The 14,732-nt window shown below is 41.5% G+C and carries 11 protein-coding genes; 4 read left to right on the top strand and 7 right to left on the bottom strand.

What is annotated here, in order from left to right:
• Position 1: 1 nt before the first annotated feature.
• From KAU88_02860 to KAU88_02840, 5 genes are all read right to left on the bottom strand, one after another.
• Positions 2–2,005 (bottom strand): ATP-binding protein, encoded by a 2,004-nt coding sequence (locus tag KAU88_02860; protein ID MCK4477453.1) that lies wholly within the window; start codon positions 2,003–2,005, stop codon positions 2–4.
• 473 nt (positions 2,006–2,478) lie between these two features.
• Positions 2,479–3,531, bottom strand: coding sequence for a hypothetical protein (locus KAU88_02855; protein ID MCK4477452.1), 1,053 nt, complete (start codon positions 3,529–3,531; stop codon positions 2,479–2,481).
• A gap of 105 nt (positions 3,532–3,636) precedes the next feature.
• Positions 3,637–4,383: an HD domain-containing protein gene (locus KAU88_02850; GenBank protein MCK4477451.1), complete on the bottom strand. Its 747-nt coding sequence runs from the start codon at positions 4,381–4,383 to the stop codon at positions 3,637–3,639.
• Positions 4,370–4,612 carry a hypothetical protein gene (locus tag KAU88_02845; GenBank protein MCK4477450.1) on the bottom strand — a complete coding sequence of 81 codons (243 nt, stop codon included), beginning with the start codon at positions 4,610–4,612 and terminating at the stop codon, positions 4,370–4,372. The genes KAU88_02850 and KAU88_02845 overlap by 14 nt, the downstream gene beginning before the upstream one ends.
• 120 nt (positions 4,613–4,732) lie before the next feature.
• The gene (locus KAU88_02840) at positions 4,733–5,335 is read right to left on the bottom strand and encodes a site-specific integrase (GenBank protein ID MCK4477449.1); all 603 of its coding nucleotides are present in this window, start codon (positions 5,333–5,335) and stop codon (positions 4,733–4,735) included.
• Between the two features lie 287 nt (positions 5,336–5,622).
• Here KAU88_02840 and KAU88_02835 point away from each other — a divergent pair, with 287 nt between their 5' ends.
• Complete coding sequence (locus KAU88_02835; GenBank protein ID MCK4477448.1) at positions 5,623–8,346, top strand: cation-translocating P-type ATPase; 2,724 nt, start codon at positions 5,623–5,625, stop codon at positions 8,344–8,346.
• A 50-nt stretch (positions 8,347–8,396) separates the two neighbouring features.
• Here KAU88_02835 and KAU88_02830 read toward each other — a convergent pair whose 3' ends face one another.
• Both KAU88_02830 and KAU88_02825 read right to left on the bottom strand, forming a co-directional pair.
• Positions 8,397–9,476, bottom strand: coding sequence for a formate--phosphoribosylaminoimidazolecarboxamide ligase (locus KAU88_02830; GenBank protein ID MCK4477447.1), 1,080 nt, complete (start codon positions 9,474–9,476; stop codon positions 8,397–8,399).
• Positions 9,473–10,573 (bottom strand): formate--phosphoribosylaminoimidazolecarboxamide ligase family protein, encoded by a 1,101-nt coding sequence (locus KAU88_02825; GenBank protein MCK4477446.1) that lies wholly within the window; start codon positions 10,571–10,573, stop codon positions 9,473–9,475. The genes KAU88_02830 and KAU88_02825 overlap by 4 nt, the downstream gene beginning before the upstream one ends.
• A 192-nt stretch (positions 10,574–10,765) precedes the next feature.
• On the opposite strand from KAU88_02825, the gene KAU88_02820 reads away from it, so the two are divergent.
• The 3 genes from KAU88_02820 to KAU88_02810 all read left to right on the top strand — a co-directional run bounded on the left by KAU88_02820 (position 10,766) and on the right by KAU88_02810 (position 14,672).
• On the top strand, positions 10,766–13,651 hold the full coding sequence (locus KAU88_02820) for a DEAD/DEAH box helicase (protein ID MCK4477445.1): 2,886 nt from the start codon (positions 10,766–10,768) through the stop codon (positions 13,649–13,651).
• Between the two features lie 153 nt (positions 13,652–13,804).
• Positions 13,805–14,131, top strand: a complete 327-nt coding sequence (locus tag KAU88_02815; protein MCK4477444.1) for a hypothetical protein — start codon at positions 13,805–13,807, stop codon at positions 14,129–14,131.
• A gap of 67 nt (positions 14,132–14,198) precedes the next feature.
• Positions 14,199–14,672, top strand: a complete 474-nt coding sequence (locus KAU88_02810) for a class I SAM-dependent methyltransferase (GenBank protein MCK4477443.1) — start codon at positions 14,199–14,201, stop codon at positions 14,670–14,672.
• Positions 14,673–14,732 lie beyond the last annotated feature (60 nt).

Here is a 14,732-nt window from a genome sequence, read left to right as displayed (position 1 = left end):
ACTAAGATTCCACAATTTCAAGGAATGCTTCGTGAACTTTTCTAGTGTCGATTAACAATTCTTCCCAAGTCTTTTTTACAAGAAGGTTATCCTCATATAATTTCTTGTAAGATAATTTTATACTTTGTTCTTGTAGGTCAAGTTTGTCGCAGATTAAACTTATGTGTAGGAAAGGAAATTGCTTCTTTAATGTGGGGTTATCATTCATGAAACCTTCTACAGCAACATAGTAAGTTAAGATTCTGTTGAATTCTTCATCTGCCAATGTATGGTCCACATTCTTTATTTCCACTATTTCGATATTGCTACCGACATGTAACATAATAAAATCAGGCCTTCTTGTTTCAGACTCGACAGTGCTTGTAATAATCTTCGCACCGTAGGTCTTTTCGAACCATCTTTCAAATGCTATTCTCATAGATTCAAACTGTCTGTTTGCCTGCAAAACAGTCCATTGAGGATCAATTAACCAAGGGGCATCCTCTAACAATCTCTGCAAATCGCGTTCGTGAGTTTTTTTGCCTGGTCCAAGTAATAACTCCAACTTCTTGATAATTCGTATCCGCTCTTGAACTACTTGTCCCAGCGACGCTGTTTCCGCTACCTTTGCATCATTGAACAGTTTGACTAGTGCAGTAATAGGTTTATCAATATCTTCACTCGCAGCCTCTCGGAGCTTATCTACAAGCATTTTATGAGGAGCAAATGTCAAAACCAATTCCTTGAGGTCTTCAACATAGTCTGGATCCTGCAAATCGTCTAACGATGCAATAGAACCAATGGTTTTGCCAACTTCAATAGCTGAAGCTACTACTCTACTGTCTTTATATCTCTTCTTCGCTTCCTCTTCCAAATTCGATTTTTCCATAAATTCCCTACGAGCGATTTTCCTCATTGGGGTCCTCGCTTTTTTCGCTAGTATCTTTAAAATTTTCTGCCCCCATTTTCTGAGAGCAGTTCCTTTCTCTGTCTCCCACAATATATCTTGTCTATCACTTCGAATTAGATCCTCATCCTCGTCTTCATCTATCCAATCAGCAAGAATTTCACCTATCAGATAAGACCTTAACTTGTACTCCCCAGTAAACCCGGATTTGATTCCGAAGTCTCTAGTCGTAGATGCAATTTTGCCTCTAGCGTATATTCTGATGCCCGCCATCTCAGGGTTTTTGTAAGCTTTCTTGGAGTACGCAATCCATCCAGAAAGGGCTAATTCTGTACCATCTTCTAGTGTTAGCTTCGGAATGTCTTTATAACCTTCTGCCTCTGTGCCGATCTTTTCCAACTCGATTAGAGTCTCTTCATTAATCTCTAAGTCTAAACCGCCAATAATCCATTCATTTTCTTCCCCATGCTTAGCGGCAGTGTCGACGACTTTAATCTCGAAATCTGGCAATCTCGAACCGAATCTCCTAGCTAATTGTCGGTTAAATGTTTTTTGATCAGGAGTTCTGCGTCTATTAAAATTTTTAAGTATAATCGTTGTCCCTCTTCGTTCTGAGTATTTGCCATCAAATTCTCCTCTATCCGGATGATATGGTGAATCTGTGTCTTTGAGTATCTTATCGAAATCCATAATGAAGTGAGCTGTCTTATATCCTTGAACAGTTCTTTCTCCCCCAGCGGATCTCACTTCAATTATTTTGCAGATACCAAAGGGAGCCAATTTTCCTATTCCCTTTCTTCCCATTCTTGGTCTTTTCTTTTCAAGAGAATTTCGGCCTCTTTTCTCGTCTAGTCTTGGATTGGAACCTACTTTCAAATAGAAGTCGTTTATAACTTCAGGAGGCATCCCATGACCATCATCTTCTACAACAATCTCTAAACCACGGTCCACAGTTTCGTTTCCCTTTTTTGTTGCAAGCCAACTGTTGAGAGGAATTGTCACGGTCACTAGTTCGGCATCTGCATCATAAGAATTAGCAATAAGTTCAGCCACAACAGCTGACGCTTTATCATACATTTTGATACCCAATTTGTCTATTGTCGTACGTGAAATTTTCATTACATAGGTCTCAAAACTCATTGTTGATAGCCTCTTTCTCAGATTAAATCAATTCACTTATATTTACATTATGACATACTTTTCCAATGTTTCTTTCTGAGATAATTGATGAGATTCGACTTTTTTAATTGATACGGGCGGAAAAAAGCAGACATTTAGACATTTGGGCGAACTGATAGAAGCCTAGTAGAAGGAATAGGGACAACTCTCCATGGGAACTAGTGTTATCTAAACATAACGCCAACTTTTATTGGAATGTTCCATCACTTGCATGCACGATTGCGCGCGATATCGGTCAAAACATAATAGGAACGCAACCTACGCGCGTGCACAAGTTTTATGAACAAAGAATATCTCCGCGAGGAAGATAACTGATTGAGAAAGGTAATATATCTAATACTTTAGAGCGGTTGTATTTAAGCTCTATGGATTATTGTTCTATGTATACAGATTAAGGAAATGTGCCATAGCGATCAAAGTAATACTCTAATTGGCAACTTCCTCCCTAATTCCTTTGCCTCGGTAGCGATCTTCCGACTAGTGGGCTCTTTCCTCACTTTTTCAAAGTAATTTTCATAATCTTGCTTATGATCACTCAGAATCTTAACAAAGTATTCTTTGAGTCTTGTAAAGAGGTTTAGCAGATCCTGAACATTTGACAGATTTCTTTGATAGTACCCCCTTCCCCAACCCGAAATCCTCATCTGATATTTTTGCTGATACTTCTCGCCGAATTTCTGAACTTTAATAAGCCTGTACATGAGACCAAAGGTTTCAAGCATTTCTATGTCGACAAGGAATTGGGCGGGAAAACTGAAACCACCAGCAGGAGTTTGCGGGATATCATAGAAAGACATGGCTGAACCGTCACTTCTCTTGAAAAAGCCTTCCTTCTTCAAATCATTCAGAATTCTTACTAGCTCGCTCAGACTAAAAACTGATACAACAGCCCCAAGGACATCAACAAATGATTGATAAAGAGCATTTGCAGTGATCAAAATCAAGTCAGATGAGAAGTCCTTCTTGTTCCTCAATTTGATGGTTTTACGATTTAACTCTAACTCAACGAGCTTATGCAAACAAAAGGATTTCCTATCCCCCTTCCACCAGATCTTGATCAAATCTTCTGCTTTTTTATCCATGCCTTTATCCAACTCTTTTGAATATGCCTTAACAAGTTTGTCATAGTCTATGTCTTTCGAGTTGATGTGTTCAAAAGAATATACAGCAACGTGTATTTCCTTTAGCGAGGCATCAAGTGCACCTTTTGAGAGCGGAGTATCAATTAGGTAATGAGAAGAGTTGGATCCAATCGTTAAAGTCATCTCAGGAGGTGAAGCGAGATAAGCATCCAAAAACACTCTCTTTTTCTCAACCCATTTACTAAAAGTGTGTGATAACTCTGGGATGAAAGATAGAGAATTACTGAAAATGGCTGCACTATATCGGGCTAAGGGAGTTAAGTCGGCATAACCAAAATTGCAGATCTCATGAAAGGTTTCAACACCTAGCAAGTGATTCTTCAAAACAGGAAACGTCTCTTTAGCCTCCTTGAGAAAGGCTAATAAATCTCCGTCAGTCCATAATTTCGTCAGTTCATCTGCAATCTGTTCTTTTTGTTTTGTGTTACGTCATGCCTCTTCCAATGTTAGTGCAAGTAGATAATTGCCAAGTCTGTTTTTCAGGTTATGATGTATCTTGGATATTAGATGGTATCTGCCCATGAATAATTGCTCTGCAAATGATTGTCCCTCCGGTGTTATAGCAATTCCATAATTCTCGTCTTTTTTCAAAATTTCACTAATGGTGTTTATGTCTAGGGCCACTGGAAAGCCACAATGATGATTGTCTCGCAATATATAGTCTATTTTATCAGCATCTATTGGACCATCTATTATGCGTTTCAATGTTACAGATTCCTCAAAGGTTCCCACCGCTAGTTTTGCGATATTTTTTGTATGAACCAAAGGTTTGGCTTTTTTAAGTATTTTATTAAGCTCCTTATCGGTAGCTATTATTTGAAAAGTTGTTTTCTTATGATTTGGGATTTCAGAAATCCCGAACATGTTGCAAGCAAATTCTATACTGTGTGAAAAAGGTGGGTGTCCGACATCGTGAAGGAGAGCTGCAATCCTTATTGTTTCTGTATGATGCTCGTCCAACTCAACTGCTGTTGCCATCAAAGAAGCTACGTGCATTGCACCAACTGAATGCTCGAATCTCGTATGGTTGGCACCAGGAAACGCCAAATACGCCAGACCAAGTTGCTTTATGTTTTTCAATCGGTTCATAATTGGCAACTTCAGGATTTCTTGCTCAACAGCAGTTATTGGAACCACGCCATAAACAGGATCTCTAAGTGAGCTACTGAATTTCATAAATATATCTTCCCAATCTCCTACTATGCTCTACTGTTTCAAATATGTTTTGCAAGTGATTTATTCGATACACGCGCCTCCACTTCTTCTTAATTCCAACTTCAAAAGCATCTTCAATCTCAGATAATTCTTCTAAGGAATCAATCCATGTATCCAGATCAGCCTTATCCTCTGATTTCTCCAGACATTTTAACAGCCTTTCCGCCAAATAATTGGCTTTACATGACATAATTCTCGCCCAGAAATCATTTGTTGCATAAACACTTATGATTCAATGCTTATTTCTTCTTTTGTTTGTTTCCATATACACGTATAACAAAGTTAACAGAACATTTCTAGTGGATTTCAATTATCCTTTTGGCAATACGCTTACCTTCTCTAAGTGAGTGAAAAGGGCTCTCTTTTTTCTTTGCAGCGTGGCTTTGATGTAGTATTTTAGGGTTCGCTTGTCTACTCCAAGAATGTCTTTAATGGCGTCTGGTGAAACGCCTTTTAGGTATAGCTTAGTTGCGTAGATATACCTCCAACTGTGGACTGTCAGTTGAGGTAACCTGCACAAGTGCATAAATTCAATGAATTTACGCCTTAATGTTCTGTCGTCGATATGGCCGCCGTTGTTTGGGAAGAAATAAGGTGTATCCTCGTATCTATGCTTAACATACTCCCTCCATTCCTTCAAGAAGCCCCTGTACCAGCCATTGGTTATTCCCTTCACCTGCTCTACATTGTGCTTGCCAATGTAAGAAACAATGGGCTTGTCATCTCCATTCTCCTCAACCATGTCAAACCTTAATTCCGATAGAGCATTGGTTCTCCCGCAGAACTGTAGCACGGTTGTGGCTATAAAAGCGAGGTATTTATAATCCTCTCTTCTGCCTTCCCTCATCTTCTTTAGCAACTTAGGAATCCTAACAAGTTCCTTATCTGTTGGAATGTATGGATTCTTCTTCAAGTGTGGTCTCTTTATTGTGATTGCTTTCTAAGAGCTTGATTCCATCGCTTATCTTCTTTATATGACGAGCATCAGGTGAACGTTCCTTGTCCCTAGCGATCTGCACAAAGTGAATGCCCACGAGTTTACTTCGAAAATATATAGCCATTCCTTACAAAATTTGCCATCATTTTCGAACATAGGGGCAACGTTGTTCACTGAGAAAGGTTTGAAGGAAAATGATGATAGAAAAACCCTTTAAGGAGAAGCCATGTTAAAGCTACAACTTACTGTAGGCGCGTGTGGCGATGAGTGAAGCGTGGCATTCCAAGTCAATTGAGACAGTGCTTGAGGAGCTGCATGCAGACTCTCTTGGCTTGAAAGAGGAAGAGGTAAAACAACGCTTAGCGAAGTATGGGCTTAATGAACTAAAAGAGAGAAAACGAACCACCGCTCTTCAAATCTTTCTAAACCAATTCAAAGACATTTTTGTGGTTATGCTGTTGATCGCAACAGCCATCTCCTTCGCTGTTGGGGAGACAACCGACGCTGCCACAATAGCCACTATAGTCGTTCTCAATTCAGTAGTCGGCTTCGTCCAAGAATATCGCTCTGAAAAAGCAATGGAAGCCATGAGAAAGCTTACCGCTCCGAAAGCGCGACTAATGAGAAATGGAAAAGAAGTGTTGGTATCAGCAAAGGAGGTTGTGCCCGGGGATATTGTGCTTTTGGAATCGGGGGACCGTGTTCCCGCAGATTGCAGACTAATCGAAGTTGTAGTCTTGAGAACTGATGAAGCTGTCTTAACAGGCGAGTCTACACAAGTAGGGAAAAGAACCGAAACTGTTGATGAAAATGCGCCTGTAGCCGATAGAAGAAATATGATATTTACGGCGACTTATGTAACATATGGTCGAGGAAAGGCTGTAGTAACTTCTACTGGCATGGAAACCGAGTTTGGAAAAATCGCTGAAATGGTGCAATCAGTTGAAGTAGAGGAAACACCGTTAAAGCTTAAGCTGGAAAGCTTTGCAAAGAAGTTAGGAATAATTATCGTTTTTGCATGTATCGCCATATTTGTCCTAGAACTGTTGGACCCCGCGAGACCTGGAACAGTAGTAGAGAACTTCATGACAGCAGTTGCGTTGGCGGTATCAGCGGTTCCAGAAGGTCTTCCAGCAGTAGTAACAATCTCACTAGCTTTAGGAGCTCGTGAGTTGGCGAAACGAAATGCAATAATTAGACGGCTTGCTTCTGCAGAAACTCTAGGCGCTACTACTGTGATTTGCTCCGATAAAACCGGTACACTAACGAAAGGTGAAATGACTGTCCGCAAAATTTTCACAAACAGCGAAATGATTGAAGTCACAGGCGTGGGCTACGAGGCAAAGGGACAATTTCTGCTGGATAGCAAGCCTTCAGACGCAAAGGAAGACACAAATCTAAATTTGCTTCTTGGCGCTGGTGCAGTTTGTACCAACGCATCGTATGATGGCGAGAAAGTAATCGGCGACACAACAGAAGGAGCTTTGATCGTTGCAGCGACAAAAGCAGGAATGACAAAGAAAGAATTAGAGAAGAAATATCCTCGGGTTCACGAAATACCCTTCACTTCAGAAAGGAAACGAATGACAACCGTTCACGAAATGTCTGAAGAGAAATTGCTGGCTTTCATGAAAGGTGCCCCCGAAGTCATTCTAGATCGCTGCACGAAAATCTTCAAAAACGGAGAACCAAAAAAACTAACCAAAAAAGAAAAACAAAAGATTTTGAAAACAAACGGGCAAATGGCAACTGACGCGCTCCGTGTGCTGGGAGTGGCTTTCAAAGAATTAACCGACATTAAACCTGAAGACTTCCGCGAACTCAGCAAAACAGAAGAGATAAACAAGCATGTAGAAAGCGACTTGGTGTTTGTAGGCTTAGTGGGGATGATTGATCCTCCAAGGGAAGAAGCTAAAGAAGCTAATAAGTTGTGTCAACAAGCAGGCATCAAGACCATTATGATAACTGGCGACCACAAACTTACTGCTGTAGCAGTGGCCAAAGAAATAGGCATAATCAAGGGTAACCCTGCTGACATGGCTTTAACAGGCGCTGAACTTGATACTATGAGTGATGAAGAGTTTGAAAAGATTGTTAAGGACATAAGGGTCTATGCAAGAGTTTCCCCTGAACATAAGCTTCGAATTGTGAAAGCCTTAAGGAAGAAAGGGGAAATCGTTGCCATGACTGGAGACGGCGTTAATGATGCTCCAGCGTTGAAGCAGGCAGACATAGGGATTGCTATGGGCATTACAGGCACGGATGTAACGAAAGAGGCAGCGGACATGGTGCTTGCGGATGATAACTTCGCCACAATTGTTAGTGCCGTAGAAGGCGGACGCACAATTTATGACAACATAAGGAAGTTCTCCTTCTTTCTACTAAGATGCAACTTTGATGAGTTGGCACTTATCGGAGCTTTTGCATTACTAGGCCTCGAACTTCCTCTAACCGCAGGTATGATTCTATGGCTAAACCTAGTGACTGATGGAGGGCCAGCCCTTGCATTAACAATGGATCCTCCAGAGAAAGATGTGATGCAAAGACCTCCACGAAATCCGAAAGAAGGAGTGTTACATGGAAGAATGGCCTCGATAATTACCACTTTTACACTACAATTCCTCTTAACTGGAGGTCTATTCTACTGGCAGTACTATCTGCTTCCCGGACCTTTGACAGAGCTGAAGTTGGCACAGGCTAGAACTATGGCTTTTACAAGAGCGACGCTGCAGGAGTTATTCGTCGTATGGAATTGTCGATCTGAGAAACACAACGCTTTCAAAGTAGGATTCCTTTCAAATAAATTCTTGCTAATTGCTGTTATAGGCTCAGCAATCCTGACAATTCTTGTGCCGTTTATTGGACTGTTTGGAACAGTAGTGATGGATGATCCGCTTGAATGGGCCCTTGTCATAGTGACTGCTATGTCTGGTTTTCTAATACTTCCAGAGATTTTCTATAACAGAAAAATATTGAAGTGGAGATAAACTGGACAAAAGATCTCCAAACAGAAGAAAGTTGCATGTTAGCGAGATAGTCAGGTTACAACTTCACCTATTTTTCCTTCGGCCACAGCGCTTTTTACCTCCATGGCAATTCTTCTGCCCATATAAATTCGTTCGCCATACATCAAATAAGAATATGGCGATGTGCCTACGCCAACATTTGTTCCAGCAACTATCCTAGCAGATATTTCAAACACAAAAACTTCCGGAACGTCGTTAACTATCGTTTCAAGGCAGAACGGTCCTATAATACCTGGAGGAGCAATTTCCTCAGAAACCTTCACCACATTGTCGCCCATCCGTATATACTTGGAAAGCAATGATTCCCTTAGTGTTATTGGAAAGTTGCCAATAACCGTATAAGTGGGAGCCAAGCAATTCATCTTAAGCTGTTCCTCTGCGGGAATGCGTCCAAGACTATCGATAGAAGACTCGTAGCGTCTATCTACACACAGCAATTCAACCCTTTTGCGGAGCAGCGAACGGAAATATGATGGATAAACTGTCACGCCGAAAATATATTCTTGCAAGTGAATCTTACCTACATCTTCTTTTTTTATAAAGCCTTTCCGAATCATATCTTCCGATTTTCGGTAGAAGGCTTCCGGAGAATCTACAAGGAAATAGCCCTTTCCACCCTTTGCGCCTGGAAACTTCACAATTGTCAATCCTTCTATGTTGTCTGGCTCGTCGAAGGTCTTAGGCAGCTGCAAATCGGCTCTTCTTAGCCATATTTCCTGTTTTTTTCTGTCAACCTCCCATTGAAGCAACTGTCTGTTTCCAAACATTGGCACACATAAATCGTCCATTACTTCATCCAAATCTAGGTAAGCGTTGAACGAGCCATGGGGAATGAGAATTGTATTCAGCCTTCGCAGTTTTTCCTGAATCCTGTCGTCTAGAAGTTCTCTAAAATCCTCAACCAAGAGAATTTCGTCGGTTACTGGAAACCTTCGATAAACGATTTCATCACTCTTTTTGCAGATACACACAGTGCGCAATCCTTCGTCTTTGGCACCTTTGAAAATGTTAAGGGCTGAATGCGAGCCAATAGTACCAATGGAGATTTTGTCTTTGTCATAATTATTTAATATCTCTTCTATCTCGATCAAGTCACTATTACCTCAAGCTTCTTTTGCTTTATTGCCTTCTTAATCTCTATAGCTACCCTTCTTCCAGGTCCAACTTCCTTTCCATACTTGTATTTCATGTAGGGTGAAGTTGGCTCTACGCATGGGCACCCTGGAATTCTATGGCTAACATCGAAGACATAGAATTCAAGGTTTTTGTTCATAGCACCTTGCAGTGCAAAAAGCCCTATCATGCCTGGCGGGTACTCTTTTTTGCATACTTCGACAAATTGTTCTCCAGCTGCGAAAATTTTTTCCAATTGTGACTCTCGCATTGTGGCGCCCATGTGTCCCACTTCGACATTTTGCACGGTTATCTTAGCCTCTAATTGTTCGTCGGCGGGCAAATCTAAAACGCCGTCCAAGTTTGTTTGGATTCGCCTATCAAACCCTAAAAGGTCTATTTCGTCGTCTAGTGGGGACCAGAAGAAGTTCGCGTTGAACTTTGCTCCTACAATATATTCCTCAATTATGGCTTCTTCCAAAGCATGTCTGTCGATTACGCCTTTTCTTATTCTTTCTTCGGCTCTTTTAATGTATTCTTCTGGTGAAGAGGCGTAGAAGAAGGCGCGCTCAATTTTTCTTTGTTTTTCAGGAACTTTGACTATTACCAGTTGGTTTATATCTTCGGGGGAGCTGAAGATTTTCGGCATTTTTATGCCTGCTTTTTTCAACAAATAGTATTGGTTTTTTGGCAGATTTCTTTCCTCAGCTCTTAGAATGCGCCTATTTCCGAAGATTGGAATTAGAAAATCGTTTTCTATGTTATCATATCCCACATATACTGAAAAAGACCTGTTTGGAACAAAAATCGTGTTCAGTTCTCGCAGTTTTTCCTGATTTTCATCTTTAATTATGTCAACAAACTTCTCTAATACTAAGGCATAGGTGAACAGGTTTTTGTAGTGTTTTGTGTATGTTTTTTCTCTTCCTTTTTGGCAAACCACAACCACCTCAAGGCTTTCCTGTTTTGCTCCATGAGCGATTTCTAAGGCGGAATGTGAACCTAGAACGCCTATCTTGACTTTATCAGGGTGATAGCTTGAAGCGATGTCTTTTATTTTTTTGTGGAGTCTCATGATTTTTCCCTGCTGCGTGTGCTTGGTATCTCTTATACTTTGGAGAAATAAAGCTTTCAAACTGAAATCATTTTTGCTAGCATAGTAGCTGGTTACTGCGAATCGCCGACTCTACGTATGCAGCTGTTAACCAGAACACTTTTAGAGAAGCTTTCTTCACTATTTTCCTACGTTTGGAGTCTCAGATCTTTCTTGAAAGCTGAATCCGAAAACGTTTTTAACCTGTTTGTAAAGCCAATTCGAAGGCTTGTTGAGCAGAGAGGATTCCAAACTCCAACGGAACCTCAGAAAAAAATCATACCCAAAATTCTTGAAGGTAAAAACGTTTTACTTATCTCTCCAACTGCAACCGGTAAGACAGAATCAGCAATTCTCCCCCTTTTGAACCTGCTCATTAAAATGCCCGACCGCCGACGTGGAATTAAGGTTTTGTATATCACGCCGTTGCGTGCTTTGAACCGCGACTTGTTGGAGCGTCTACAGTGGTGGTGCAACAATCTGGACATAAGACTAGCGGTGCGACATGGAGACACTGACACTAAAGAAAGAACCAGACAATCAAGAAGCCCCCCAGACATATTGATAACCACACCTGAAACGTTGCAGGCTATACTAACCGGATGGGTGTTGCGCCAACATCTACGGCATGTAAAATGGGTAGTCATCGATGAAGTTCATGAAATGGCGGACAGTAAACGCGGCAGCCAACTCTCACTTGCCTTAGAAAGGTTACGAACTATCGCCGACAGCGAATTTCAGATGATAGGTCTATCCGCCACTATAGGTAGCCCAGAGAAAGTAGCCCAGTTCTTAGTAGGCAACGGAAGACCAGTAGAAATAGTGAAAGTGTCTGTTGCCCGAGAGATGCAGTTGAAAATAATTTTCCCAAAGGCAACTTCTCAAGACCATGAGCTTGCTTCGTCTCTCTATACTCATCCAGAAGTTGCAGCTCGACTTCGAATCATACGCAACTATATTGAAAAGCATAGATCAGTATTGCTTTTTACCAATACACGTACAATTTCTGAAGTGCTAGCTAGCCGCTTTAAAATATGGGACATAGACTTTCCAGTTTCTATTCACCACGGTTCATTAGCTAAGCCTTCAAGAATAGCAGCAGAAAGAGGACTGAAAAACGGAGAACTGAAAGGACTTGTTTGCACAAGCTCGCTAGAATTAGGCATAGACATAGGTAGAATAGATCTCGTTGTCCAATATATGAGCCCCAGACAAGTTACGCGGCTAATTCAACGCATCGGCAGAAGTGGTCACAGAGTCGGGCGTATAGCTAAAGGAGTTATAGTTACTATGGATTCTGATGATACGCTGGAAGCCATGGCTATTGGCCGCATGGCTTATAGTGGAGAGCTTGAACCTGTAGCTGTTCCCTACAAGCCTTACGACGTCCTTGCTCACCAAATTGCTGGATTGTTGATGAAGAGGAGACGCCTTTTCTTCGGTGACATTATAGAACTCTTCAATAAAGCCTATCCCTATGCTGACCTTGCGATGGAAGACTTGCAGAAAATTCTAACTTACATGCATACGCGGTTTCCACGAATCGCATGGGTCTCATTTGAAGACCTTGTTGCCTTAAAGCCCCGTAGAAGCAAGGCGTTGTTCGAGTACTACTTTGACAATTTATCTATGATACCAGCAGAAAAGCATTACTTAGTCATAGACGAGCCATCAAACACTGCAATAGGCGTTTTGGACGAAGCCTTTACAGCCGAATATGGGAAGCCAGGCGTTAAATTCATCATCCGCGGGAGCCCATGGAAAATTCTTCACATAGACAGCGATAAGATATACGTAAAATCCGTTGATGATCCCACTGGCGCAATCCCTAGTTGGGTAGGAGAAGAAATCCCGGTGCCTTTCGAAGTGTCACAGGAAGTTGGGAAGATTCGAGGTTTTGTTGAGCGGGAAATAAAGAGAGGGAAGCCAATCAGCCAAGTTGTCACTCAGTTAGCCGAGAAATACCCGGCAGACAAGGACACTGTGTCACGAGCGTTGCAAGGAACATTTGAACAAGTAAAGAAGAACTATCCTGTCCCGACAGACAAGCGTATGACCATAGAAGACTGGGAAGACTTCGTAATCATACATGCGAACTTCGGCTCCTTGACTAATCGTGCATTAGCCCAGCTACTTGGTCACTATTTATCAGAGCGAACTGGCCACACAGTTGCCGTTCAGCACGATCCCTATCGGATTTTCATTCAAACAATTGGAACAACAAACGCTGACAACATAGTAGCCCTGTTCCACGAACTTAGGCAGACATCAAACAATATAATACGTGACGCCTTGACAAAGGCAACAGTAAAAACTGGAATTTTCAAGCGTCGAATGATTCACGTCGCAAGAAGGTTTGGAGCTCTGAAGAAGTGGGCAGACTTTAGCTCTGTTAGCCTCAGGCAGCTATTGAAAAGTTTCGAAGGCACTGCAATTTACGACGAAGCACTTAAAGAAACATTCACTAAAGATTTAGACTTGGAAAGGCTTCTTCGATTGATAGACGAACTTCGAAGGAACGAAGTAGCAATAGCTAAAATTGACACGCAAGGATCGGCGACTCCAGTGGCAAGAGTCGGCATAGAACGCATTAGCATGAAAACAGACCTGATTCCACCGGAAAGAATGCGGTTTATTCTCGTCGAATCGGCAAAGGCAAGACTGTTAAACGAAGTCCGAAGCTTTATCTGCACAAATTGTTGGGATTACTTGGAAATGATACGCATAAAAAACCTACCTGACCACCCAGTCTGTCCACAGTGTGGTTCCAACGCTTTAGGAATACTGAGAAATGAAGAAAATCATGTGAGGTCCTTGGTGGAAAAGAGAGGAGAAAAACTGGCTAAATTTGAAAGAAAAATGCACCAGCAAGCTATGAAGACTGCACAATTGATTTCAAGTTATGGAAAAACTGCGGCAATAGCTCTTTCTGCTCGAAGAGTAAAACCCGACGATGTTAAAAGTATCCTTAAAAAAGAGAAAAAGCCTACAGATCACTTCTTTGAATTAGTGCTTGAAGCTGAACGAAAAGCGCTAAGGAGAAGGTTCTGGGCAGATTAGTTGAGAGAACTGCCAATTCCACTGTCCGAATTCATGTGCGAGTATTGGCATTCCAGCCAACAACTTAAAGACAGATTAGCCATAGCTATTAAAGCTTCCAAAACTATAAATTGCTCGACCAAAAAACTAATACACACTTTGGAGTAAGGATGCTTGGAATTAAGTAGGAAAAGATTAAGGAAAAAAACCTTGAGCAGGTTCAAATACATGCGAACTTGTGTCCTAGCAAGGGAACTCTGCTTACTTGTAAGGACAAATCGTGTTGCTTTTAGCCCAGAAGATGTGGAGCAGTGTTGTAGCTTCATTTCAAAATTATGTAAAGAATCAGGTTGCATTGAACAAAGTGAGCTTTGCCAACAGGCGGCTGGAGTCGTAAAAGAAGACGAGGAGAAATACCTTGAACTTTGCCAGCAAAGCTGTCTGAAGTGCGGTGAGGCAAGACGAACTATGCCAAAGAAGAAAACCACATATGTAGCATAGTAAACATCAACAAACATTAAAATATCCAAATCGATAACACAAAAGCATAGAAGGAGAAATCCACAGATTGTCCATCGCTCCTTTCGTTGCATCCCCTCTTCCAGTTGTCAGGCACATGCTAAGACTTGCGGACCTAAAGCCTGGTGAAACCTTCTACGATCTAGGCGCTGGGGATGGACGAACAGTAATTATGGCCGCCCAAGAATTTGGAGCCAGAGCGGTCGGCGTTGAACTGCGAGAAGATTTAGCCAAAAAAGCTTTAGCAACTATTCATGAACTCGGCATCCAAGACCGAGTAACAATCGTCCAAAACGACTTATTCAAAGTGAACCTTTCTCCAGCAAACGTCGTGTTTTTATATCTCACAACTAGCGCGAATGACAAAGTCAAGCCAAAGCTGGAAAAAGAGTTGAAGCCCAGTGCACGAGTAGTTTCTCACGACTACGAGATTCTAGGGTGGAAACCAGTAAAAACGGAAAACTTCTGTGAAAACCCAAAGCTCGGCTACCCATCACACACAATATACATTTATCATAAATAATTTTGAGTTTTTTGCGGATCATTTTCACTTTCTGAAAAAGTTCTAAGGAACGTTAGTAAG

It is taken from the genome of Candidatus Bathyarchaeota archaeon (assembly GCA_023131225.1).
Taxonomy (GTDB): Archaea; Thermoproteota; Bathyarchaeia; order Bathyarchaeales; family SOJC01; genus JAGLZW01.
This window is presented reverse-complemented; position numbering and strand designations above follow the sequence as displayed.

Bases quoted from the DNA above. Each gene is read 5' to 3' on its own strand.
- KAU88_02860 (MCK4477453.1), bottom strand. From the start codon at position 2,005: ATGAAAATTTCACGTACGACAATAGACAAATTGGGTATCAAAATGTAT.
- KAU88_02850 (MCK4477451.1), bottom strand. From the start codon at position 4,383: ATGAAATTCAGTAGCTCACTTAGAGATCCTGTTTATGGCGTGGTTCCA.
- KAU88_02845 (MCK4477450.1), bottom strand. From the start codon at position 4,612: ATGTCATGTAAAGCCAATTATTTGGCGGAAAGGCTGTTAAAATGTCTG.
- KAU88_02835 (MCK4477448.1), top strand. From the start codon at position 5,623: ATGAGTGAAGCGTGGCATTCCAAGTCAATTGAGACAGTGCTTGAGGAG.
- KAU88_02825 (MCK4477446.1), bottom strand. From the start codon at position 10,573: ATGAGACTCCACAAAAAAATAAAAGACATCGCTTCAAGCTATCACCCT.